This window comes from Desulfatibacillum alkenivorans DSM 16219, assembly GCF_900142135.1.
GTDB classification, from domain to species: Bacteria; Desulfobacterota; Desulfobacteria; order Desulfobacterales; family Desulfatibacillaceae; genus Desulfatibacillum; species Desulfatibacillum alkenivorans.
In genome coordinates this window covers 27,997-52,918 of the sequence record NZ_FQZU01000001.1, presented here as the reverse complement: position 1 = coordinate 52,918, position 24,922 = coordinate 27,997, and the positions used below count along the sequence as shown (strand labels likewise).

Below are 24,922 nucleotides of genomic sequence, written 5' to 3'. Positions count from 1 at the left end.
CTCCACGGGTTATTGCGTCCCCGCGCTTGCCCATAGGCCTGTTTTTAAGTATGATATTCTCGCATCTTAACAAAGGACAGGAGAAATCGAATGGGAACGGACTTTAGAGAAAAGCACTCCCCGGACGCCGTAGTGGAACCGGACCTGGAAAAAGCCTTAAAAAAAGTGGTGAAGGACGGAACCCTTGCCTGCGCCGTGGCCTTCGCCCTGGCAGAGGAATCCGGTTATTCCCCCGCCGACATAGGAAAAGCCACGGACCTTTTGGGCTTTCGCCTTGCCAAATGCCAGATGGGCCTGTTTGGGTACAAGCCCAATAAAAAAATCATCAAGCCCGCCTCCATTGTGGAGCCGAACCTGGAAGCCGCCATCAAAGAGCAGACGCGGGACGGCAGAATCCCCTGCTTTGCATGCTGGGAGATCGCCAAGCGGCTGCACATTTCCAAAATGTCCGTAAGCTCAACCTGCGAAACCCTGGAAATCAGGATCAAGCCCTGCCAGTTGGGGGCATTTTAAAGGCGCCTCAAGAGGGAACGCTATGTCAGGCCCTTTTTCCAAAATGTGGGATGCAATGGCCAGAATTCCCAGCGGACGGGTCGGCAGACTGATGTACAAAAATCCCAAAGGGCACATTCCGGGCTTTCGGCTTGTCCTGGAGAAGTTGGAGATCGGTCCGGACGACGTTTTTTGCGAGGTGGGCTGCGGAGGCGGAGCGCTCTTGAAAATGGCGTTGGAGACGGCCTCCAGGGCCGCGGGCGTCGACTTGAGCCCCGACATGGCCGCCCTGGCCATGGAGCAGAACCAGGAAGCCGTGGAGTCCGGCCGTCTGGAAGTCCTGGAGGGAGACGCCGAAAACCTGCCCTGGGACGACGAGAGCTTCACCTGCCTCGCCGCCGCCAATGTGTTTTTCTTCCTTCCCATGCCGGAGGCCGCCCTCCGGGAGTTTTGCAGGGTCCTGGCGCCGGGAGGCCGCATGGCCGTCATAACCCACCCGGCGGGCCGGGGCCGCTGGATCGCCGAACGCTTTGGCATGCGCCTGTACTCCAACGAGCAGATGCAGGACATGGCCTTGGTGGCGGGATTCACCCAAGTGGAGTGCACCGTCCACAAGCGCGTCCATCAGCTCTGCTATGCCGTCAAGTAAGTAAAGGATGTTTAGGCATCCCGGCGGGATGCTGCTCTGCCAGGGGCGCCCGCGAACAATTTCTTTGTCATACAGACGGCTATACGATTCGTTAGGGAATCTGTCTTGCTAATGAAAATCCCGGAAATTTTGGCAAAAATCTATCATTAAAAGACTCCTCTAAAAAAAACCGGGGGAGGCCCCTTTTCAGGCGCCCCCCCGTCTTTATTGCCGCAAGGACATCGGAAAAATCCCTGGACGCCGAAGCCGGATTAAATGTCGTAGTACACCATGAATTCGCGCGGATGGGGACGCAGGCTGACTTCTTTTGCGATTTGGCAGTCAATCGCCAACAACCGCTATCCTTCACAAATTCAGAATATCAGGGTTCTTCTTCGTAAATATCAATATCAGGATAGTGAATTTTGGCGCATGTTGGACAAACGCTGTGACTGAACCATACTTCGGAATGGCTTGTAATATAAGCCTCTAGTTGCTTCCAGTATCCTTGGTCATCCCGGATTTTCTTGCAGTGGGCGCAGATGGGAAGGAGGCCGCTCAATTTTTTGACTTCCGACAAGGCCGTTTCCAGTTCCTGAATCGTGCGCTCCCGGGCTTTTTCCGCCTCCTGCCGTTTTTCCAGGTTGCGGCTGTTTTGCAAGGCTATGGCGGCCAGTTCTCCAAGACCGGCGGCCATTTTGATGTCGTTTTCGTTAAAATCGCCGTCTTTGTTGGCCAGGCCGATGATGCCGACCGTGACGCCGTTGATCACCAGGGGGGCGAAAAGCACGTTATTCAGGACCACGTGTCCGGGCGGCATGTATTTCACCCATTGACTTTCCATGAAATCGTTGTCGTACACTACCGTGTTTAGATTGTAGGCTTCGGCCCGAAGCCCTCTGACCGGCATGGGCAGATTGGGATCCACCGAGCACGGCAGTCCCCCGGCCTCGAGAAATAGCAACTCATTTTCCTCCCCGTCATCTGAAAGAAGCGCCACATACCCGGAGGCTGCGCCGGTCAATTCCCGGCATACGTCAAAAATAAGGCGGGCTGTTTGGGCGAAGTCCTTTTGTTCCAATACGGCCCGGGCGCCCTTTAAAAGACCGGAGATTTCCCGGACATGCTGCCGGCTGGAGTCCAAGGCCTCCTGCAGCTGCGCCTCTGCTTTCTTTTGAACCGTGATGTCCGTGATACTAAGCAGCAGCTCCTCGGCCGCGCTCCCTTCCTTAGAGGCTTTCCGCGGGTGGGGAACCGCATGGATGGAGGCGTGGATGGTGGAAAGCCCTTTGGAGGCAATCTGGACTTCAAGAGACTTGCCATCGGGATAATTCAGCAAGGACTTAAAGCGGGAGCGAAATACATGGCTGTCTTCCGGGCGCAAGAAATCGGCAAAAGCCTTATGGTGCAATTCGGCGGACTCCTTGCCAATCATTTTTCCCAAGGCGGCATTGGCCTGTTTGATGATCCCGGCGGAATCCAGCACGGCGTATCCCACAGGGGCATGATGAAAAAGATTGAAATAATGCTGCCTTGTCTCTTCTTCCTTAATATGAGAGCGCCGCAGTTCCTCGTTTTGCAACTCCAGTTCAATCTCGTGAATCTGGAACTCTTCCAACAAGTCACGCATCTGTTCCGGATTCATGGACTCCGGCTGCCGGGGTTTGGACTTGGCTATATTCTCGGCCCTGGCACGCAATGCGTCGGCACTGGGAAAGGTTTTACCGGTCATACTGTCCTCTTTGCAAATTAATCTTGTCCGTGACGTCGTCAAAGGTGGAAAAAACCTGGCAGGGCTTGGTTTCGCCGTCCAGGAATTCGGGAGTGGAGTTGACCATGATCCAGCGGGTTTGGTTGTGCTGGGAGTTGTTCACGCCCATGATATAACCCGTGACCGGCTTTCCGGTGGCCAGGGCCGCCATGGCAGGATGCTCCTGGCCGGGAAGAGGCTCTCCGTTCTCCTTGACGGCCTGCCACCTGGGGTCCATGGATGTCCTGCCAATCATCTGATCCAGAGTCAGCCCCAGGATGCGTTCGGCGGAAGGGTTGGCGGAAATGATGTTGCCGTCCTTATCCTGATACACCACTCCCTGGGCCATGGTTTCAAAAAGCTTGCGGTATTTGGACTCACTGGCTACCAGATCAGCTTCCATTTTCTTTTGCTCGGTCACATCCTGAAACATGACCGCCAACCGGTTTTCAGGCAAGCGGAACGCCTGGATGGAATAGGCCCCCTTGATGCGGTCGTCGGCATAAACCAAATCGTCCATGGCATAGGATTGTCCTGTTTTTATCACCTCCAAAAACGACTTGCTAAGATCCATTGCGCCCGCCCGGGGCCAGATGGCCTCAAAAGGTTCGCCTTTCCATTGATCCGCGGACACGCCCGTGAGCTTTTCCGCTTCGGGATTGCTTTCCTCCAAAATCAGTTGTCCGGCGTCATTCAGGGAGTAGACATAAAGCCCCGCCGGCATAAATTGCTGAATTTCCTGGGAGGTCTTCTCAGCCTGATTCAGCCGTCTCCGCATGGAAGTCAACGTGGAGATGTCCACAAAGGTCATGACAAGGCCGGAAAAAGCGCCCACCCCGATAGTGTAAGGGATGACCCGGGCCAGGTAGGCTTTTCCTTCTTCGGACTTGACCTCCAACTGGCGGGGCTTATTATCCACCTGCACCTTGCGGACGATCTTCAAGGGGTCAAAGTCTTTAAGCCGGTGGGAAAGGTGGGTCAAGGGACGTCCCACATCCGATTCCATAATATTGAATAACCGGTTGATTTCCGGCGAAAACCGCCGAATTTCCAGATCTTCGTCCAGCAACAGGGTGCCGATGCCCGAAGACGTGAGCAAGTTGTCCACATCGTTGTGCAACTCGGTCAGCTCCATGATCTTTTTTTGATATTCGGCATTGACCGTGTAAAGCTCCTCATTGGTGGACTGCAACTCCTCGTTGGTGCTTTGCAGCTCCTCATTGCTGGCAAGCAGTTCCTCGTTGGTGGCTTGCAACTCCTCATTGGAGGTTTCCAACTCCTCAATGGTGGCCTGCAGGTTTTCCCTTGCAAACTGGAGTTCCTGCTCCAAGTCCCGGATGCGTTGCTCCGTTTCCTTTCCCAGGTCATACTCCCCTTCCCCGGGGGTCTCCGGAACAGACTTTTTGTCCACCTCCTCAATAAAGACGGCCGCCAGCGAATCAGCGCCTTTTTGCTCCGGCAGGGGAAGGATATTCAGGCGCAGGGTCTGGACTTCCTGTCCAAAATGCAGCAGCACATTGTTATAAGTGACTTTATCCCGGGTGCGAAAGACCTTTTGAATGCCTGTGGCCAATGGAATGGCCAAATCCTTGGAGGCCATTTTGGTGATGTCAAACGCAGTCCGGCCGGTGGGAACTTTGAAATAAGGAGAAGGATCTCCTACGATATGAATGATTTCCAATTGTTCGTTCACTATTACAGAGAGGGGCATATAGCCGTTGGAAGCGACATCCATCAGACGCGACAGAAGACGGCTGTCGTCAGGCTGCGCCAGCTGCCGCCCTTTTTCCCGGACGAAAAAAGGCTGGATCCGGCGGGTTTTCTCCTCCATATCCCCCACGCCCTTACCCTGCCCGCCAGGGATGGCCTTCCCCTGCGACCGATAGATCTTGTACTTCTGATGCACGGTTTCAAAACAGGCGGCCATATCCCCTATGCTTTCACTGGTTCCCAAAAAGAGCACCCCTTGGGGATTCAGCGAAAAATTGAACATTTCCAGGGCCTTTTGCTGCAGAACAGGCTGAAAGTAAATGAGAAGATTACGGCAGCTTATCAGGTCGATATTGGTGAACGGAGGATCCTTGACCAAGTTGTGCTGGGCAAACACCACCATCTCCCGGATATGCCGGGCAATCTGATACACCCCTTCCTTATTGTAGAAATACTTGGCCAGCACCCCCGGATCCAAGTCAGCGGCGATGCTTTCCGGATAGGCCCCGGTGCTGGCCTGCAAGATGGCGTCCCGGTCTATATCCGTGGCAAAAATTTTGATGTCGCGGCTTATGCGCTGACGCTCCATGGCTTCTTTCGCTAAAATGGCGAAGGTATAGGCTTCTTCCCCGGTGGAGCATCCCGCCACCCAAAAGCGGACTTCACGATCCTTGACCCGCATGAGCAACTCGGGCAAACATTCGCTGCGCAAAAACTCCATCGCTTCAGGATCCCGAAAAAAACTGGTGACCCCAATAAGCAACTCCCGGTAAAGGGTCATAAGCTCCCCGGGATAGGTCCGGATATACCGCACATAATCACTGATTTCGTCAATCTGGTTTACCGTCATGCGGCGCTCCAGCCGGCGGGTGATGGTGCTGGGCTTGTAGTAGGTGAAATCAACCTTGGTTTTCTCGCGCAATTCCGCAAATATCCTGGTCAGGCCATCCTCATCCCCCAGCAAGATATTGGAGGCGGCGGTGCGGTTGATTGATGAGTGGCTGGCGAAAGCCAGCAGCTGCTCCGGCATTTCCTCCGGCGGCAGCACAAAATCCGCCACCCCCGTGGAAATAGCCGCCCTGGGCATGCCGTCAAACTTGGCGCTCTCCGGGGACTGGACCATCACCATCCCCCCGGCCTCCTTCACAGCCCGCACTCCCCGGGTGCCGTCGCTGCCCGTGCCGGAAAGGACCACAGCCACGGCCTTGTCAGCCGCATCATCAGCCAAGGAGCGAAAAAACACGTCGATCGGCAGGTTGATGCCGCGGCAGGAATCCTGGTCCGTCAACATCAGTTCCCCATGGAATATGGTCAGATTTTTTTTGGGAGGGATCAGGTAGACGTGGTTGGCCTGCACCCGCATTCCCTCCTCAGCCCGGTGCACAGGCATTTCGGTCTTTTTGGAGAGTAATTCCACCATCAGGCTTTTATGATCCGGCGAAAGGTGCTGGATCACTATAAAAGCAAGATTGTTCTGGGGCCGCATGTTGGCAAAAAAGGAATCTATGGCCTCCAGTCCGCCCGCCGAAGCCCCAATGCCTACATAATGGGTAGGGGAAGTCTTTCCGTTGCTTTGAGTGCTATTTCCCATACGCCCCCTTATCAGATCACCGCTGGTTTTTCGACACACGAACCCTTATGCCATCTAGCTCATAAAACGCGTTTTCCCTGCTAAATATTAACTCCATTCACTATTCTTGTCAAAATCCATGTCCATAAAAATTGAATGGTGAGGTATTCTGTTATCCTGCATTTAGAATAACTTAACAAAACGTTTTCTAGTTAAACCGCCGCAATGCGCGCGCCCTATACCGTCGGCCGCGCCCACGCCGTTGGATGATAAAGGACGGGGGAGGCCCCTTTTCAGGCGCCTCCCCCGTTTTTACTGCCGCAAGGACATCCGAAAAATCCCTGGATGCCGAAGCCGGATTAAATGTCGTAGTACAGCATGAATTCATGCGGATGGGGACGCAGGTTGACGGCGTCGACTTCGTTTTCGGTCTTGTAGTTGATCCACATTTCAATGGCGTCCTGGGTGAACACGTCGCCTTTCAGCAGGAAGTCATGGTCTTCCTTGAGGGCTGCCAGAGCTTCCTGCAGGGAGCCCGGAGCGGACGGAATGTTTGCCAGCTCTTCGGGGGGCAGGGAGTAAATGTCTTTGTCCAGGGGCTGGCCCGGGTCGATCTTGTTCTGGATGCCGTCCAGCACTGCCATGAGGATGGCGGAGAAGGCCAGGTAGCCGTTGCAGGACGGGTCGGGCGTACGGAACTCGATTCTCTTGGCCTTGGGCGAAGAGGAGTACATGGGGATGCGCACGGACGCGGAGCGGTTCCGGCTGGAGTAAGCCAGGTTCACGGGGGCTTCGTACCCGGGCACCAGTCTCTTGTAGGAGTTGGTGGTGGGGTTGGTGAAAGCGCACAGAGCCTTGCAATGCTTCAGGATGCCGCCGATGGCGTACAGGGCGGTATCGGAAACGCCGGCGTACTTGTCGCCTGCGAACAGGGGCTGGCCGTCTTTCCAGATGCTGACGTGGGTGTGCATGCCGGTGCCGTTGTCGCCGTAAAGGGGCTTGGGCATGAAGGTCACGGTGTGGCCTGCCTTGTAAGCCACGTTTTTCAGGACGTATTTGAACCACATGAGCTGGTCGGCCATTTTCAGCAAGGGAGCGAAGCGCATGTCGATTTCAGCCTGGCCTGCGGTGGCCACTTCGTGATGCTGGCATTCCACGGCGATGCCCAGCTGCTCCAGGGTCAACATCATCTCGGAGCGAAGGTCCTGGAACTTATCCATGGGCGGTACGGGAAAGTAGCCTTGTTTGTGGCGGGGCTTGTAGCCCAGGTTGGGCTCTTCGGGACGGGCGGTGTTCCAGATGCCTTCCACGGAGTCCACTTCGTAGTAGCTCACGTTGGAGGCGGATTCAAACTGCACGTTGTCGAAGATGAAGAATTCAGCTTCGGGGCCGATGAAAGCGGTGTCGCCTATGCCGGTGCTCTTCAGGTATGCTTCGGCTTTCTTGGCCACGTTGCGGGGATCCCTGGAGTAGGGTTCGCCGGTGATGGGGTCCTTGATGTCGCCGATGAGAACCAGAGTGGGGCTGGCGAAGAAGGGATCCATCAAAGCGGTGGAGGCGTCGGGCACGACCAGCATATCGCTGGCGTTGATGGGCTGCCAGCCGCGGATGCTGGAGCCGTCAAAGCCAAAGCCTTCTTCAAAGCTATCTTCGGAGAGCTCGCAAAGGGGTACGCTGAAATGCTGCCAAAGGCCGGGATAGTCCATAAAACGGATATCAACTTCCTTTGCGCCTTGTTCTTTTGCAAACTCTAATACTTCTTTGGGTGTCATGGTGTTCCTCCTTGTTTGTTTATACGGCTTAAGCCGCGCGCCTATGTATCGTATGCATGTGCTGATGTAAACTGTTTGTTCCGGCCTGCCGCACTGTTTTTTGCGGCATGGGCTTTACACGGCTTCGGGGCCTCTCTCGCCGGTGCGCACCCGAACCACGTCTTCCACGGGGATGACGAAAATCTTGCCGTCGCCGATTTTTCCGGTGTTGGCGGCATCGCGAATGGTGCCGACCACTTGTTCGGCCTGCTCGTCTTCCACAACCACTTCAATCCGAACCTTGGGGATAAAATCCACCACGTACTCAGCGCCGCGGTAAATTTCCTTATGCCCCTTCTGGCGTCCGTAACCCTTGACTTCGGTCAGGGTCATTCCCTTGATGCCGATCTCATTCAAGGCTTCCTTGATATCATCCACCTTGAAGGGCTTGATTATGGCCTCGATTTTTTTCATGCTTTCCTCCTTGGGTTAATTCGGTCTGTTGTATATATCCGTCCAACTTGTTTAAACGATACGGTATCCTACCTCACTGTGCTGGGAGACGTCCAGGCCCTGGTGTTCTTCTTCATCATCAACCCGAAGTCCGAAGACGGCGTCCACAATCTTAAGGATGATTGCGGTCAAAATGAGGGAGTAGGCTATGGCCGCCACCGCGCCGATGCCCTGGATAACGAATTGGTTCGCATTTCCGTAAAAAAGGCCGTTCACGCCGCCGTATACTTCGGCTGCAAAAAGGCCGGTGGCCAAAGCGCCCCACAGGCCGCCCACGCCATGGATGCCCACAACGTCCAGGGCGTCGTCATAACCCAATTTGCCCTTCACAACAACAGCGCCGTAGCACAAAACTCCCGCAACGCCTCCAATTATGATAGAGGCGACCGGGCCGACAAATCCGGCTGCCGGGGTGATGGCGACCAGACCGGCCACAGCGCCGGAAGCGGCGCCCAGCGTCGTGGGCTTGCCCTGGTAAATCCATTCCGCGATGATCCACAGCACAGCGCCGGTTCCGGCTGCAACCTGGGTCACGAACAGGGCCATGGAAGCGGTTCCGTCAGCGGCCAGAGCGCTGCCTGCATTGAAGCCGAACCAGCCGAACCACAGCACGCCGGCCCCGAAAATGGTCAGGGGCAGGTTGTGGGGATGCATCTGATCGGTGCCGTATCCTTTGCGTTTGCCCAGGAACAGGGCGCAAACCAGAGCTGCGGCGCCCGAATTAATGTGAATGACCGTGCCGCCTGCAAAATCCAAAGCGCCCATGGCGCCCAGCCATCCGCCATCGCCCCACACCCAGTGGCAAACCGGGAAGTAGACCAAGGTGGTCCACAGGATCGTAAAAGCCAAAAAGGCGGAAAACTTCATGCGTTCGGCGAAAGCTCCGGTGATGAGCGCCGGGGTGATGACTGCAAACATCAATTGAAAAGCGCAAAACAAAATGTGCGGAATGGTGTCGGAGTAGGGGCCAATATCCGCGCCCACGCCGCTGAGCCCCAGGTATTTTGCGCCGCCTAAAAGTCCGCCCCCAAGGTCCGGGCCAAAGGCCATGGTATAGCCGTAAAGGACCCACATGATGGAAACCACGCCCATTATGATGAAGCTGTGCATGATGGTTCCAAGCACGTTCTTGGACCTGACCAAGCCGCCGTAAAAGATCGCCAGTCCTGGTGTCATGAAAAGGACCATGGCTGATGCGCATAACATCCATGCAATGTCGCCGGAATTCATTTAAGTCTCTCCTTCTTTTTTTTTAATGGATTGGATTTGATGGACTGGGTTCGTCCCCAGTCTCGCCCAGGCCTGCAGGCTGAACGCCCTTGTTATCCCGCTCCCCGTGCAGCGTCTCCAATATGGTTTGCTTGATGGCATCCACGCTTTCCGGGGAATCAACTTTTTGTCCATCAAAATCGCGCACGTAAAAAACGTCCACCACCTGATCCGCCTTGGTTGCAATCTTTGCGACCCAGATGTCCAAACCGCAGCGGTACAGTGCATCCGTAATCTTGTACAAGAGCCCCAACTGGTCGTAGGCGATCACCTCTACAATGGTGAAAAACCCGGAACTGCCGTTGTCCACGGAAACCCTCTCCCGGCGCAAAGCGCTGGCGCTGTTGTCATCGCTTTTTGCTACGGGTTTGTCCTCCAGGGCCTTGCTCAAATCCATTTCACCGGAAAGCACTTTGCCCAGATCCCTCTCCACCCGTTGCCAGGTGCGTTTTTCAAACAGGGAATCCAGAGGCGGCGTAACCTGAAAAATGTCCATGGCCGTATGGTTGCGCCATGTAAAGATCTGCGCGTCAAAAATATTCAAATTGTTAAGGGTCAATACGCCGGCGATCTTGGAAAACAGGCCGGGGCGGTCCTTGGCGCACACCGTGACGGTGCGCAGGTTGGCGTCCCGGGAGGGGGCGGCTTCTATGACTGCGTCCGCATCCTGCAATCTTTCGTAAAGCCGGATGTGATCCACGATTTCCTTGGGCTGGGTGTATTGCAAATAACGAGGAGACATGAGCGTAAACAGGTTGTACCATTCCCGCTTCATGCTTTCCGGCGCGGCGGCCAGCACTTGCTTTCTTTTGTCCTTGACCATCCGGGTGGCTTCTTCCGTGGCCAGTTCCCCTTTCGTGAGAATCTGGTGGGTCTTGATGAACAAACTTTGAAGAAGCACGGAGGTCCAGTCGTTCCAAGCCTTGGGGCCTGTGGCCTGGGAGTCCGCAACCGTGAGCAGATAGAGCATTTTCAAGCGGTCGGGATCCTTGATCTTTCGGGCGCAGGCAAGGGAGGTGTTTTCATCGTGCAAATCGCGGCGGGTGGCCGTCTTGGCCAGGAGCAAATGCTCCCTGATCAGGAATTCCACGTCCTTGATCATGGCCTCGCCGTAGCCCATGCGGCTTAAAATCTCCCGGGCGGTTCTGGCGCCCCTGCCGGAATGGCCGCCTTCCGGGCTGCCTTTGCCCACATCGTGCAGTAAAACGGCCCAGTGCAGGGTCTTTTTGTTGGGAATTTCCTGATACAGGGCGTTGTACAGGTCGTGGTTCCTGCGATCCTCCGCCCTCGAGGCGAAGGACTTGACGATCTGCAAAGCCTTGATGGAGTGCTTGTCCACCGGAAACACGTGGTAATGCGTGTACTGAATCCGGTCCATGATGGCGCCCATTTCGGGAATGAAGGCCGTGATAAAGCGCGTGGCGAACATCTCCTCCATGGGATTGAAATCAGGCGCGGGCGTGGAAAGGACCTTTTCAAAGGCCTTCACAACCCGGGGATCGCTCCGGAAGGAGTCGTCCACCACCTGGGCGAAATCCCGCACAAGGCGGTTGGCGTCCAGACTCAAAGGAAGGCTTTCCCGGGCGCTTTCCGCAAAAATTTCCATGAGCAGCGCAGGGTCCTTGGCCAGGGCGCTGGGATCCTCAAAAACCATGGCGCCTTTTTCCACGATAATGCCGGGGGTCCTGGTGGGGCGCACGGCCTTGAAAGGCCTGCCCGGCCTGCTCCTGGGCAAAGCCGAAAGCATGAACATCTTGTGGCGCTGCTTGACCTGCTCCATGGCCCGGTGCAGGGTTTTCAAAAACTGCTCGATGCCCTGAAGATCCTGGTCTCCGCCGAATCCCAAAGCCTGGGCCACCAGCGGCTGATACTCAAAGAAAAGCTGGTCGCATTTGCGCTTGGCGATGTGGTGCAGGTGGTTCCTCACCTTCCAGATAAAATCCAGGGCCTGGGTCAGGGTGGCGTACTCGCCGTGGGATAAAAGGCCCAAATACTCCAGGTCCCGGGGGTCCCGAACGCCATGGGCGATCCTGCCGATCCACAACATGGCATGGTAGTCCCGCAAGCCTCCCCGCCCTTCCTTCAGGTTGGGCTCCAGGAGATAGCTGGAGTCTCCATAGCGGTCGTGGCGATCCTGCTTGGTGGAGGCCAGCCACTTCAAAAAGGCGGTCCGGGTCTTGCCTTTCAAGACCTTGTCGTGGACCATCTCCATCAAGCGGGTGTACAGGGGGGACATGCCGCAAATGAAGCGGGCGTCCAGCAAGGGGGTCAACACATCGAAATCCTTGGAGGCCAGGCTGATGCATTCCTTCAGGGTGCGGGTGGCGTGGCCCACATCCATACCCAGATCCCACAGGGGATAAATGGCTTCCTGGACCAGTTCCGTGGCCTGGTCCGGCATTTTCTTTTCAAATAAAAACAGGATGTCTACGTCGGAGCCGATGCACTGCTCCCGGCGGCCGTACCCTCCCAGAGCAATGAGGGCGTAGGGGTTTTTGTCCACCCGCATGCGGGGGCCCACGGAGCTGTTTTCAAAGGTGGCCCGAAAATAATCGTCGATTGCGACAGCCCTGGCATGGAGATTGTCCAACTCCCGGGGCTCGTCCAGGGTTTGGAGTTCTTCCAGGCTTTTGGTCAGATTCGTAATGGCTTCAGGGTTATTCATACGTCCTTTTGGGGGCCGGTGTTTTGATTCGTTTATTTTACCGTACGTTTCAACTGACCTGCTTAGAGAGCAAAGGACGTGCCACAATGGATTAATGATTATTTTTTTATTTAAATCTAGATAGTTACCTCTTTCAAACCAAAAGCAATTATATCATCCGATAGTACATTTTTGTATTTTTGCTCCTATAAAAAATACACTTTTGTATTGCGCTTTGGAAAATATTTCCCTTTTTAGACGCGCCAGGCCATAAAAAAGGGGAGCCGGACCTGTCAGATCCGGACTCCCCCTCCAAAACATGGCTGTTTAAAAAACTAATCCTCAAATTTGTAACAAGGCCGTGCATTATCAAAAGGCGTTTCCTGCAGGTAGTCTGCAATGGCCTTGTCGTAAGAGGCCGTATGGCGGAAAGCCTTGCGGGCCAAACGGTAGCGGGTCCGCATGGTCGTGGAGCCGTTGTTGGCCTTGAGTTCGTCCAGAATCATGGGATAGTCGTCCGGATCCACCACGGAAGACACCCGGAGAAAATTCTTGGCTGACGCCCGGATCATGCAGGGCCCGCCGATGTCGATCTGGCCCCGGGCCATTTCCGGGGTGACCTTGGGCTGGGCGATGGTTTCCCGGAAGGGGTAGAGGTTGACCACCACCATGTCGATGGGCACGCCGTTGGTGCGCTTCAGGTCGGACTGGTGGGAGTCGTTGTAGGTTTCGGTCAAAAGGCCCAGATAAATCTTGAAATCCAGGGTCTTAACCAAACCGCCCTGGGTTTCGGGCTGGCCGGTGTAGTCGGAAACGGCTTCCAGGCAGCCCTTGGCTTTGCCGCCCAGGATTTCCGCGATTTTATTGTAAGTTCCTCCGGTGGAGAAAATCTTCACCCCTGGACAGGCCTCCAACAGGCCGGGAACAAAGATTTCCAGGCCCGCTTTGTCGGAGACGCTCATGAGCACGTGTTTGATTTGTACGGGGTCATCGGCCCGGTCCACTACATTTACTGCCATATCATCCTCCCATAATGGTTATTTTCATCAGTTATATAAGAACAATACCGGCTTTTTCGCATCCCGTCAATCCGCTTTGTTCGTTTAGCCTTGACCCTGCGGCGCGGACTGTGACATCTATGAATTCATAATAACCTGCACCCAAGGGAGATGGCATGCAATTCATAGACTTAAAAGCGCAACAAGCAAGAATCCGGGAGGACGTCGAGGCCCGGTTAAAAGTAGTTTTGGATCACGGCCGCTATGTGATGGGGCCTGAAATCGACGAAATTGAAGAAAGTTTGGCTAATTTTTCCGGCGCGAAATTCGGGCTGGGCTGCGCCTCGGGAACCGACGCGCTCCTCCTGGCTCTGCTGGCCAAGGGAATCGGCCCTGGAGACGCCATCCTGACCACGCCATTCACCTTCATCGCCACAGCGGAAGTGGTCAGCCTGTTGAACGCCGTACCGGTCTTTGTGGACATCGACCCCAAGACCTTTAATATGGATCCCGAGGCCCTGGAAAAGACCATCCTGGCCATGGAGTCCGGCGCCGGAGACCTCCCCCTGCCCAAGACGGACAGTCTCCCCAAACCCAAGGGAATTATCGCCGTAGACCTGTTCGGGCAGGTTGCGGATTATGCACGCATCGAGGCTGTCGCCGAAAAGCACGGGTTGTTTGTCGTCGAAGACGCGGCCCAGTCCTTCGGCGCACTGCAGAACGGAAAAAGAGCCTGCTCCTTCGGCCATATCGCCTGCACCTCCTTTTTTCCGGCCAAGCCTTTGGGATGCTACGGCGACGGCGGCATGTGCTTCACGGACGATGAGGAACTGGACAAAATTATGCGCTCCCTGCGCATGCACGGCCAGGGCGACGACCGGTACGACAACGTGCGCATTGGAATCAACGGCCGCATCGACTCGTTCCAGGCGGCGGTGCTCATCAGCAAGTTTTCCATCTTCCCCGAAGAGCTGGATCTGCGCCAAAAAGCGGCCGAGCGATATAACAGCCTGCTGGCCGGTTCGGACAAGGTGGTCACGCCCTTTGTTGAAGAGGGAAACCAAAGCGCCTGGGCCCAATACACCCTCAAGGCTGCAAAGCCGGAGTGGAGGGATCCGCTTTTGAAGCATCTTCAGGAGCAAGGCGTCCCCACGGCCGTGTACTATCCCAAGCCCCTGCACCGCCAGGACGCCTTTGCGGACCTGGGCCATGCCCGGGGAGACTTTCCCGTGAGCGACGATTGCGCCGCCAGGGTCTTCTCCCTGCCCATGCACCCTTATATCAACGAGGAGGATCAGGAAGCCGTCGCCAAGGCTATTTTGTCGTTTGAGCCAAAATAGGATTGACCTAATGATAATCGTTCCTATATTCATATACCAACAGGTCGCGTAAACAGGAGATTTCCATGAAATGCCCCGTATGTAAATGCCAGCGGTTTTATGTGAAGGATGCTGAGGACGAATTCGAAGTGTATTGCTTTGATTGCTCCACCGGAAAACCCGTTTTCGACAAAGAGGTATCCGGCCAGTGCGATCTGGAGGAAGATACGGATGTTTTTTGCGATCGGTGCAGTTGGCACGGCGCCTTGGACAATTTAAAATAGGAGGATTTGCATGGATAAGTACGAATGCCCCTGCGGCTATGTCTACGACCCTGAACTGGGAGACCCGGAACGGCATGTTCCGCCCGAAACCGCGTTTGAAGACCTTCCCGACGATTGGGTCTGCCCCCTGTGCGGCGCGGAAAAGCAATACTTCGAAAAAGTGGAATAATCCGGCCCCAATTTGTTATTCCAAGCCCGGTCCTATTGCATGTTGCAGTCAGACCGGGCTTTTTTTTCCGAAATTGGTATTTTTTCCGGTTTGCATCCTGTTATTCGGAATAAGCATTGTTTAAAAACAATATAGGGACTCTATAGCATGTGGAGGCCCAACATCATGTGCTGACGCCGTCCCTATCCGTCATCCCCATGATAGAGGCGGCGGGAAGAGTTTGGGGGACATGACCTTATCTCAGGCATGGCCATCCAAACCAGCTTAACGCATAATGAGATAAGGATCGCGCCCCCGAAACTCCAATCTTTTCATTTGTACGAATGGCTGCAACTTGACATTAAAAAATCAAACCATTGAAATTATATTAAAAGCCTACGAGCTCCAATTCTTTCGGATAAGGCCGGACCTTCCCCTGGAAGGCAGCCCGGAACGCTCCCTGGAAAGAATGGCGGTTGAAGACGACCAAGGCGGCCTGTTTCTTCTGGAAGCCCTCAAGCCCGAGACGGTGAATCGAAAGCAAACCATAGCCGCAGCCATAGAGGCTCTTTCCCGGGCGGATTTGGGGGGCATTGCGCCGTATTTATCCTACGAACCCGGTCGCCGCATCATTTCCCTGGAAGACGGCTATTATCAGCTCAGCCCCTATATTGAAGGCTCTCCCCTGCCCCGGCCGGAATATTTGGATCAGGCTTGGCGGGGCCGGGCCATGGCCGACTTTCTGGTTATGTTAAGACAGGCCTGGACAAAGGCTGAAATGCCGCCGGAAGAATCGGATGATTTTTCCCTGCAGGATTTTGTGCCGGATCTTGTCCGGAAAATTTCGGCCCGCGATCCTCGATTATTGAAGCGCATATCCCCGGCCCTGTCCCTGGCCGAAAGTTTTCTGCCGGTATTTAAGGACTTGCCTCTGGGATTCTGCCACGGAGATTTTCATCCCGTGAACGTCATCTGGGGGGAGAAATCCATCCGGGCGGTCATTGACTGGGAATTCTGCGGCATGCGGCCCGAGTTGTACGACGCCGCCTTGATGATCGGATGCGCCGGCTTTGAATATCCTCCGGCTATATCAGGAGATTATGTGGGCGCATTTTTAATCGAGCTATGGAAGTCCGGGATTTATGAGAGGGAAAGTTGGGAAAAGTTGTTTCCTTTGATGCTTTTAGTTCGCTTTGCCTGGCTGTCCGAATGGCTTCGAGGCCAAGAGGACGCCATGATTTCTTTAGAAACCGATTACCTGAATTTCCTCGCCAAGCACGCCCAAGACATAACCGCTCTTTTCGCCGGCATTCGTTCTATTTCCTAAGAATAACCACGCAATTTTGTTGGGTTTCGCAGGCTCTACCCAACCTACGCCGCTCCATGCAGAGCCGTAGGTCGGGTTGCGTAGTCCGGCTTGGCGGTTCACACGGGCGAAAACGTTGGAGGACTTCAAACCCGACAACAGTTTTACTCCCCTATCCGCCCGCCGAACTTACTTGGTTTCTCCAATCTTTCCCGGCCGCGCCTTGTGTGCTCCGCGCCCGGCGGCAAACTGCGCTGCCTGTACCCCCCATAGGGGAACAGCCGCCGCTCTCCGTCATCCCCGTGGAGCCATGGAGGCGGGATGATTGCCTGCGGTTTGGCAATCATCATGCCGTAATGGCGGAAACGGGGACCCAGCGTCTTTATTTTTTCATCGCCTCCAAGAACGTCCAGTTTGTTGCACTAACTTGTGCTCATCCGCCCTTTGCAACAGACAAAAGTTTTTTCACAAAATCCGTGAGAAAGTTTTCCGAAAGGGCCTTCTTCTTGATTTTTAGGGTGGTCTTGCCTTTTTTGTCCTTTACGAACGCCACTTCCGTCTGCAGGACCACAATGGCGGCGGTGAGGATGGCGGCGGTCGCACCCAGGCCCATGTCAAAGGCCTGGGGCGGCGGACCTTTCACAAGATGCTCAAGGCGGTCTTTGTATTCGGGAGATTGCGCCAACACCAACAGGCCCCGACGGGCGAGATCCCCGGCTGCGGCCTTACCGTCCGGCTCTCCAAAATGGACGGTCAGGGCGCGGGCCATTTCCGGGCTAAGGCCTTGGGCGGCGTCCTGCTCTTGGCCGTCTGCAATCATTTTTGCCATGGCTGTAAATATGCGTACAGCGTCCCTGTCTTCCAGGGCCAGCATTTTATCCTGCATCAGTCATCCCCTTCCTCAGGCTTTTCAGACAAGTCAGGCAGCCCGGCCTCTTTCCAGAGGGCCTCCAGTTTTTCTCGCATGGCGGCCGGGGCGCTAAGATATGTAATCATAAAATTTCGGGAATGCTTTTGCGCCTCATGCAAATCATTGGTTCTGACAAAGACTTTAATACTTTTTATGAACCATCTGCCAGAAGATTCAAACTTCTTTTGGAGTCCATGTAAAACACCCAACTGGCCATAAGATTGTGCCGCGTCATGTTCATTGTAATATTTTTCCAATATGTCCACTGCTTTTTTATACCATTTTTCGGCTGCTTCAAAATCTCCTTCCGCTTGGGAGACTACTCCCAACTGATGATAACTACTTGCTAAGCCCAACTCGTTTCCTATCTTTTCATCGATATTGAGGCACCTCTTATAACATTTTTCAGCTTCTGAAAAATCACCTTGCTCCAGGAGAACAGTCCCTAACAGATGATAACAATTTGATATTTCACTATTATTACCTTTCCTTTCCTGAATCCCCAATGCTTTTTTACACCATTTAACAGCTTCCTGAAAATCCCCTTCTTTTTGAGCTATTATCCCTAACTGGTGATAAGTGATTGCTGCACTATGCTCGACGCCTTGTTTTTCTTCAATCTTTAGGGATTTCATATACCATGTTTTAGCTGCCTGAAAATCCCTTTGTTCCTGAGCGACTATTCCCAACTGGTGACAGGATGCCGCAAAGGATAACTCATTGCCTGCTATTTCAAAGATTCCCAAAGCCTTTTTTAGCCATTTTTCTGCTTCTAAAAAAACTCTTTGTTCCTGGGCAATTATACCCAACTGGTGATACGATATTGCCGCACCATGTTCATCACATTGTTTTTCTTTAATATCCAGAGATTTTTCGTACCATTCTATAGCTGCCGAAAAATTCCTTGCTTCCTGGGCAATTAACCCCAGTTGGTGGTAGGCTACTGCCTCGCCCTCTATAGTACCTCGTGCATGATAAGCACTTGCCAGTTGTTCAAAAAGAGTCTTTCCTTCACCAAAATTCCTTATATTTTGGGCATGGAGGGCAAGAGCCTGCACAAGTGCCAAATAAGCCAAATCTGTTTCCAGTTGTTGAGCCAGGGCCATGGCATGGTAAAAGTTGGCCTTGTTTATGTTAAAAACCATCCTCTGATCAGGCAAGGGTTTCGAGGCAAAAGCATCTGCTATTCTTGCTAATATATCCACAAAAGCTCTTTGCCACTCCTCGTTAAGTTTCCTATCTTGAGTTACGCACCTTAAGTAACCGGTCAGGGCCGGATGAAGCTCATAAAACGGTCCGATCAGAGGAGAAAGCATGCCCAGGTGCACCATGGCCCGGCAAAAGGCATCCAGCCTTTCCCTTGTCCATGCAGAATCCACCCTTTGGGCTATAGCCTCTAACTGCTTAATCATAAAATATTTTTCATGAAGCCCCAGAGGAATAAGCAAGGGCTGCAAATCTTTAGGAAGGGTTTGAACCGCCATTTCCATGGTGGAGTAAAATTTGGCAGTAGCTTCGTCAGCATCCCGCCCATAAATATTCCGGCCCTGGTTAATGGCCTCCATCAACTGGCCGGGCGTATGGTCCTCCAAGAGGGGCAGGGTCACCCGCATGGCCAGGGGGTGGCCGCCCAATAGGTCCATGAGCTTTTGTATATCCTCATCCTTCCGGTCGATTTTCAGGCCCAGGTGATCCTGGACGGCGTTCACCAGTTCCCAAAGCTCTTCTCCCGCAAGGCCCCGGATGCCCAACTTCTTCCGGTCCGCCTTAAGCCAGTCCTCCGTGCTTCGGCTGGTGATGATGACCTTGGTTGGGGCGCCGCGAAGTCCTTGCAAAAAGTCTTTCAATAGCTGCCTGTCCTGTTCCGGCAACATGGGCTTCACTTCCGTACCCGGTATGCCGCAGACACTTTCAAAGTTGTCCCATACAATGATATACCGATGCTTCTTAAATTCTTGCCAAAGGGCTTTGATGCGGTCTTCCAGGGACGCTGCGCGAAAATTGCCTCCAAACAGTTTTTCGCCCATGTCGTTGATGACGTATTCCGCGCTGCGGATGTCATTGAAGGCGAACCAGAAGCACCCCGCGCCCAGGCCGTGGGTATCGGCCAGCCATTTGACAAAGCCCTTGGCCAGGGTGGTCTTGCCCGCCCCGCCAATGCCGTGGATGAGAATGGCCGGAATCTCTTTATGCAGGCGCCGCTCCATCTCCAGGATGGCGGCGTCCCTTCCCACAAAGCCGAAGGGGTTGGATGCGTCGTTGATCTCCTGGGGCAGGGGCGCTTTTTCGCGCTGTTCTTTGCCCTGATTCTTAAAGGAAAAATCCAGGTCCTGCTGCTGGTAGACCACGGGAACCAGCCAGTCATCCAGAGGGAATTCTCCCCTGGAGCACACCCTGTCCGGTTTGGCGAGCATCTGTCTGCGGCCCGCCCGCACCCCATGGGCCAAGCTGCCGGTTTCGAACAATCGGGAGTAGAAGGCGGGCAAAAACTGATGGGCGCCGGACACATACAAAGACCAAGCCATGGCCGTCACCCCGGAGCACCCGGCCCGGACCAGGGCCGAAGCCACGGAAGCAAACTGATCCCCCGCGTTTTCATCTATCATGGCGGACTGGCAGGCGTTTAGCACCACCATGGGGATGGAGTATTCCCGCAGCAGGTCGCTCAAAAGACCCGCCTTTATAGGCTCCGCCTCTCCTTTTTCATTTTCAAAAATCAGGCAGCCCTGGTTTTTGCTTTTAAACTGATATCCGCCCGAGATATCCACCGGGCCATCTAAACTTCCATAGGCGCCATGGCCGTCAAAATGCACCACGTGAAAAAAATCCGGGTTGGCGCGCAGGGTATTCCGCAGATTGTCAAAGGTGGGGGGACGCAATATGTGCACCTCCGCGGGCAGACCCTGCTTCTCCACCTGATCCACCACCAGCCTGGAAATGGAGCGGTACCGGACATCATTTTCATAGGGCCGGGCCGTGACCATGAGGATGTTCAGGCGGTCCTTGGGCAGTTTTTCGGAAATGGGCGCAGGATCGGCGGCGGAGTCGATGCGCCGTCCCATCTGGCAGGCATGGACCAGATACCCTATCTGAGGGTCTCGCAAAGCCTCCCACGGCCAGGACAGAACCCCGGGATCGTCCGAAGATATGATCAGGTTCAGGTTTTTGTAATGCCCATCCATGGCTTGCCTAAGCATGCCCCCGCCTTCCAGGTTATCAAAAAGTGCTTTGAAGGCGCTTTCGCCCCATTGGGCCAGGCAATCCTGCACGTTATGGGCCTTGTCCGTGTCCGGATGAAAAGGATAGGTGAGAAAGTCCTCAAGATACCACCGCAAGTCCAGGGTAAGGTTGGAGTTGGGCCTCCCTTCCACCTTAAAGGATTCGGGTGGACCTATTTCAACGGGTTGGGATGTTTTAACGCCCGCAATCACCATAAAACAATTAGGATCTGAGGACACGTGTCGGATAACCAGGGTATTTTTATCCATATTCCGTCCGTTCGCTACGAATAAAGCCAGTTGGATTTTTGAGTGCAAGGCTATGGTTATTAAATAGTGTTCTATGTGAGGGCTGTCAATACTTGTAGCAAAGTCAGTGGTTCTCTCATGCAAAATGACTTGCACATTATTGGGGATATCTTGTGATCCTTAGGATGAATGGGCTTTCAGAAATGTACGACGCTGGGTCCCCGCTTGCGGACAATCCTGAAATGCGGGTCGTCCTTGCGGGGATGACGGATTTATTGGGTAAATGCGAATTAAAGAGGCGCGTAAAATCTCCCAAAAATATCCTGTTCACTACAAAAAACCAAGTGTGCTCCGCACCCTGGCAGGATACCGCTCTGCCAGGGCCACCCATGCAGCAACCGCCGTCGGTCGCCATCATCCCCCCGTGGAGTCATCGGATTACTAAATCCGTCTTTGCGATTTATATGGGCGAAAACGTTGGAGGACTTCAAACCCGACAATAATTTTCTTGTTGGATTTCACAAATTCCAACTTGCCTTCTATCAAGGATAACCGATCAATTTTGTTGGGTTTCGCAAGCTCTACCCAACCTACGCCGCTCCATGCAGAGCCGTAGGTCGGGTTGCGTAGTCCGGCTTGGCGGTTCACACGGGCGAAAACGTTGGAGGACTTCAAACCCGACATTGTTTTTTGTTGGGTTTCGCAAATTCCAACTTGCCTTCTATCAAGGATAACCGATCAATTATTTAGGGTTTCGGAAGCTCCGCCCAGCCTACGCTATTTCCTGTAAGAATATCAGGTTGGGTGGAATTGAGAATGTTTTCCAAGGGCGAAAAGGCCTAAACAGCCTGACGCAAAAAAGGGGAAGCTCCAAACGGAGCTTCCCCTTTTTTGGGTTTTATTTACCTGAAACTATTACAGGGCGTCGATCATGCTGAAAATCTGGGAGGTGTCGAATCCCGCCAGATGGATGGCGCCGCTGCGGCAGGAGGCCACGCACAGTCCGCAGCCCTTGCACAGGGTGGACTGGATTTCTGCCTTGCCGGTTTTTTCGTTGAACAAAGGCGCGGAGTACGGGCAGATGGACACGCACACCTTGCATGCGCTGCATGATGCGGAATCCACGCTGGCAACGGTTCCGGCCACGGAGATTTCCTTGCGGGAAAGGAGCGTAACCGCTCTCGCCGCTGCGGCCTGAGCCTGGGCGATGGACTCGTCAATGGGCTTGGGGCCGTGGGTGAGGCCGCACAGGAACACCCCGTCCGTGGCGAAATCGTTGGGACGGAGTTTGACGTGGGCTTCCGCGAAGAACCCGTCCTGGTTCTGGGAGACCTTGAAGGCCTGGGCCAGGGGGTTTCTTTCCTCAGGCGTGATGGCCGCCGCCAGAACCACCATTTCCGGGCTGATCCGGAGCTTTTTGCCAAGCACGTAATCCGTAAAGGACACGGTCAGCGCCTTGTCGCCGCCGGTCACTTCCAGGGGCTGGTCGTTATTGTACCGGATGAAGGTCACGCCTTGTTCGCGGGCTTCGCGGTACAGGTTCTCCCGGAGTCCGTAAGGACGCATGTCCCGATAAAGCACGAACACGGGCTTTTTGGGATTGGCCTTTTTGAGGGCCAAAGCGTTCTTGATGGACTGGGTGCAGCACAGCTTGGAGCAGTACGGTCTGGACGGGATGCGCGATCCCACGCACTGGATGAACACGGCCGCGCCGGCGCTCTTTAAGGCGGCGTCGCCTTCGATGAGCTTCTTCTCCAGTTCCAGGTTGGTGACCACCCTGGGATCCTGTCCGTACAGGTATTCCGTGGGCTTGTATTCCGTTGCGCCGCAGGCGAAAATGGTCACGCCGTGGTTGCAGGTGGTTTCTTCCTCACCCACTTTGAAGGTGGTTTTGAAGTCGCCCACAAAGCCTTCCACGTTGGTGATTTCGGCGTTTTTATGCACGGTGATGAGTTCGTTGGATTCGATATCGCTGATCAGCTTGGCCAGGTATTTCTGGACGTCCTCGCCCTTCCACGTTTTGTGCAAAGAGCGCGCCTGTCCGCCCAGTTGATCCGTGCGTTCCAGGATATGGGTTTCGTATCCCTGGGCCGCCAGGTTTTTGGCCGCTTCCATGCCGGCCACGCCGCCGCCGATAACCAGGCCCTTTTCCACAATGCTGAGCTTGGGCTCGGTAAGGGGCTGAGCCAGGGCCGCTTTCTGGACGGACATGCGGACGGTTTCCATGGCTTTTAAGGTGGCCTTGTCCGGAGCGTCCTTATGGACCCAGGAGCAATGGTTGCGGATATTGGCCATTTCGAACAGGTATTTGTTCAGGCTGGCGTTGATCAGGGTTTCCTGGAACAGGGGTTCGTGGGTCTTGGGCGTACAAGCGGCCACCACCACCCTGTTCAGGTTCTGGTCCCGGATAACCTCGGACATTTTTTCCTGGGTGTCCTGGGAGCAGGAGTACATGTTGACTTCCACGTGAGCCACGTTGGGCAGGGTCTTGGCGAAGGCCTCCAGCTTGGGCATATCCACAACGCCTGCAATGTTGGAGCCGCAGCAGCACAGGAACACGCCGATGCGGGTGGGGTCGCCTTTGATGGCCCTTTCCGGCGGAATTTCCGCGGTCTTGGTCAGGGTGAAGCGGGAATCGGCCAGGAGTCCGCCGGTGACGCCCGCGGCCGCCGAGGAATCGATGACCGAGGTGGGGATGTCCTTGGGCGCGGAGAAAGCGCCGCATACGAACACGCCGTCCCTGGAGGTCTGAACCGGGTTGAAGCTGGAGGACACGGCAAAGCCGTTCTTGTCCACTTCCAGGCCCAGTTTTTTGGCCATTTCCTTGGTCTCTTCGGCGACTTCAAAGCCCACGGAAAGGACCACGATGTCAAACTCCTCTTCCTGGAGCTTGCCCGCGGCGTCCACGTACCGCAGAATTTCCATGCCGGATTCGTCGTTGTGATCCACCTTGGTGACCTTGGATTTGACGAAGCGCACGCCGCCGTCCTTGGCGCGATTGTAGAATCGCTCGAAATCCTTGCCGTTGGTGCGGATGTCTATGTAGAAGATGGCCGCGTCCAGGCCGTCCGGGCCCTCGGCGCAGTGATCCTTGGCCAGCATGGCTTCCTTGACGGCGTAGGTGCAGCATACGCCGGAGCAGTATCCCTTGCCGTCCAGGTGCTCGTCGCGGGAGCCCACGCACTGAATCCAGGCGATTTTCTTGGGCTCCACGTGGTCCGAAGGCCTGACAAGGTGTCCGCCGTAGGGGCCGGACGCGGACAGGATGCGCTCGAATTCCAGGGAGGTCACCACGTTGGGGTTGGTCTTGTAGTTGTAGGTGTCGTGCTTGCCCGGATCATACACCTTGGCGCCGGGCGCCAGGACGATGGAGCCCACTTCCAGCTCCACGATTTCGTCCTGCATGGTGTGGTCGATGGCGTTGACGCCGCAGACTTCCGTACAAATCTGGCAGCCGCCGGTCTTGAAATGCATGCAGTAACGCCGGTCGATGGCCGGGGTGTTGGGCACGGCCTGGGCGTAGGGCACGTAAACGGGCTTGCGGCCTGCAAGGCCCAGCTCGTATTCGGACGGAATCTTTTTAATTTCGCCTTTGTTGATGTTTTCCAACTTGATGTGGCCGGTGGGGCAGATGAACTCACAGGCGCCGCATCCCTTGCAGATGTCGGACTGGACGCTGAAGGGGGTGTCCACCTTCATTTCCAGGCCGCGTCCGGTGAGGGTGATGGCGCTGTTGCCCATTTTCTCGCAAACGCGCACGCACAGGCCGCACAGGATGCAGTCGTTTTCGTTATCTTCGCCGAAACGGGATTTTTCAATGCCGTATTTTTTGGCCAGGTTCTGAATTTCCGGGACGGAGGTGCAGCGGGAAAGGAGCATTTCCACGATGAGCTTGCGCCCTTCATGAACCGTGTCCGTATCCGTGAAAATTTCCATGCCTTCCCAAATGGGATAGTTACAGGCCGTGACGAACTTGGTTCTTCTGCCGTCAAACATTTCCACGGTGCACATGCGGCACATGCCCGCCGGGTCCAATGCCTTGTGATGGCATAAGGTAGGGATTTCCACCCCGTATTTTTCGGCAACCTGCAGGACGGTTTGCCCGTCTTCCCCCTGGACTTTTTTGCCGTTTAACTTAAATGTGATCATGTGTTTAGCCTCGT

At 54.7% G+C, this 24,922-nt stretch carries 16 protein-coding genes; 6 read left to right on the top strand and 10 right to left on the bottom strand.

Translation table 11 applies throughout. The annotated features are described in order from the left end of the window. The first annotated feature begins 90 nt into the window (after nucleotides 1-90). Nucleotides 91-513 (top strand): hypothetical protein, encoded by a 423-nt coding sequence (locus BUE18_RS00210; RefSeq protein WP_073471745.1) that lies wholly within the window; start codon nucleotides 91-93, stop codon nucleotides 511-513. Between the two features lie 22 nt (nucleotides 514-535). Continuing rightward, nucleotides 536-1,141, top strand: coding sequence for a class I SAM-dependent methyltransferase (locus BUE18_RS00205; RefSeq protein ID WP_073471744.1), 606 nt, complete (start codon nucleotides 536-538; stop codon nucleotides 1,139-1,141). Nucleotides 1,142-1,502: 361 nt separating this feature from the next. On the opposite strand, the gene BUE18_RS00200 is transcribed toward BUE18_RS00205, so the two are convergent. The 7 genes from BUE18_RS00200 to BUE18_RS00170 form a co-directional block, all read right to left on the bottom strand. Then, nucleotides 1,503-2,852 (bottom strand): GAF domain-containing protein, encoded by a 1,350-nt coding sequence (locus BUE18_RS00200; RefSeq protein WP_073471742.1) that lies wholly within the window; start codon nucleotides 2,850-2,852, stop codon nucleotides 1,503-1,505. Next, nucleotides 2,842-6,171, bottom strand: a complete 3,330-nt coding sequence (locus BUE18_RS00195; protein ID WP_073471740.1) for a chemotaxis protein CheB — start codon at nucleotides 6,169-6,171, stop codon at nucleotides 2,842-2,844. Before BUE18_RS00195 ends, BUE18_RS00200 begins: the two co-directional genes overlap by 11 nt. A 338-nt stretch (nucleotides 6,172-6,509) precedes the next feature. Beyond that, nucleotides 6,510-7,922 (bottom strand): type I glutamate--ammonia ligase, encoded by a 1,413-nt coding sequence (gene glnA / locus BUE18_RS00190; RefSeq protein ID WP_073471738.1) that lies wholly within the window; start codon nucleotides 7,920-7,922, stop codon nucleotides 6,510-6,512. Between the two features lie 114 nt (nucleotides 7,923-8,036). Next, nucleotides 8,037-8,375 carry a P-II family nitrogen regulator gene (locus BUE18_RS00185; RefSeq protein WP_073471736.1) on the bottom strand — a complete coding sequence of 113 codons (339 nt, stop codon included), beginning with the start codon at nucleotides 8,373-8,375 and terminating at the stop codon, nucleotides 8,037-8,039. Between the two features lie 51 nt (nucleotides 8,376-8,426). Next, nucleotides 8,427-9,644, bottom strand: a complete 1,218-nt coding sequence (locus tag BUE18_RS00180; protein ID WP_073471734.1) for an ammonium transporter — start codon at nucleotides 9,642-9,644, stop codon at nucleotides 8,427-8,429. 22 nt (nucleotides 9,645-9,666) lie between these two features. Then, nucleotides 9,667-12,348 carry a [protein-PII] uridylyltransferase gene (gene glnD / locus BUE18_RS00175; protein WP_073471732.1) on the bottom strand — a complete coding sequence of 894 codons (2,682 nt, stop codon included), beginning with the start codon at nucleotides 12,346-12,348 and terminating at the stop codon, nucleotides 9,667-9,669. Nucleotides 12,349-12,662: 314 nt separating this feature from the next. After that, nucleotides 12,663-13,346 carry a hypothetical protein gene (locus BUE18_RS00170; RefSeq protein WP_073471730.1) on the bottom strand — a complete coding sequence of 228 codons (684 nt, stop codon included), beginning with the start codon at nucleotides 13,344-13,346 and terminating at the stop codon, nucleotides 12,663-12,665. Nucleotides 13,347-13,501: 155 nt separating this feature from the next. Between BUE18_RS00170 and BUE18_RS00165 the strand changes: the two genes are divergently transcribed. The 4 genes from BUE18_RS00165 (at nucleotide 13,502) to BUE18_RS00150 (ending at nucleotide 16,403) form a co-directional block, all read left to right on the top strand. After that, a complete protein-coding gene (locus BUE18_RS00165; protein ID WP_073471728.1) occupies nucleotides 13,502-14,665 on the top strand; it encodes a DegT/DnrJ/EryC1/StrS family aminotransferase in 1,164 nt (387 codons plus the stop codon). Between the two features lie 65 nt (nucleotides 14,666-14,730). Next, entirely contained in the window at nucleotides 14,731-14,928 is a 198-nt protein-coding gene (locus BUE18_RS00160) for a hypothetical protein (protein ID WP_073471726.1), read from the top strand. Nucleotides 14,929-14,938: 10 nt separating this feature from the next. Next, on the top strand, nucleotides 14,939-15,097 hold the full coding sequence (locus BUE18_RS00155) for a rubredoxin (protein ID WP_015949801.1): 159 nt from the start codon (nucleotides 14,939-14,941) through the stop codon (nucleotides 15,095-15,097). A 334-nt stretch (nucleotides 15,098-15,431) separates the two neighbouring features. Next, entirely contained in the window at nucleotides 15,432-16,403 is a 972-nt protein-coding gene (locus BUE18_RS00150; protein ID WP_073471724.1) for a phosphotransferase enzyme family protein, read from the top strand. A gap of 412 nt (nucleotides 16,404-16,815) precedes the next feature. On the opposite strand, the gene BUE18_RS00145 is transcribed toward BUE18_RS00150, so the two are convergent. The 3 genes from BUE18_RS00145 to BUE18_RS00130 all read right to left on the bottom strand — a co-directional run bounded on the left by BUE18_RS00145 (nucleotide 16,816) and on the right by BUE18_RS00130 (nucleotide 24,908). Continuing rightward, the gene (locus BUE18_RS00145) at nucleotides 16,816-17,268 is read right to left on the bottom strand and encodes a hypothetical protein (RefSeq protein ID WP_073471722.1); all 453 of its coding nucleotides are present in this window, start codon (nucleotides 17,266-17,268) and stop codon (nucleotides 16,816-16,818) included. After that, entirely contained in the window at nucleotides 17,268-20,780 is a 3,513-nt protein-coding gene (locus BUE18_RS00140; RefSeq protein ID WP_073471721.1) for a tetratricopeptide repeat protein, read from the bottom strand. Before BUE18_RS00140 ends, BUE18_RS00145 begins: the two co-directional genes overlap by 1 nt. Before the next feature lie 894 nt (nucleotides 20,781-21,674). After that, complete coding sequence (locus BUE18_RS00130) at nucleotides 21,675-24,908, bottom strand: FAD-dependent oxidoreductase (protein ID WP_073471717.1); 3,234 nt, start codon at nucleotides 24,906-24,908, stop codon at nucleotides 21,675-21,677. Nucleotides 24,909-24,922: the final 14 nt, after the last annotated feature.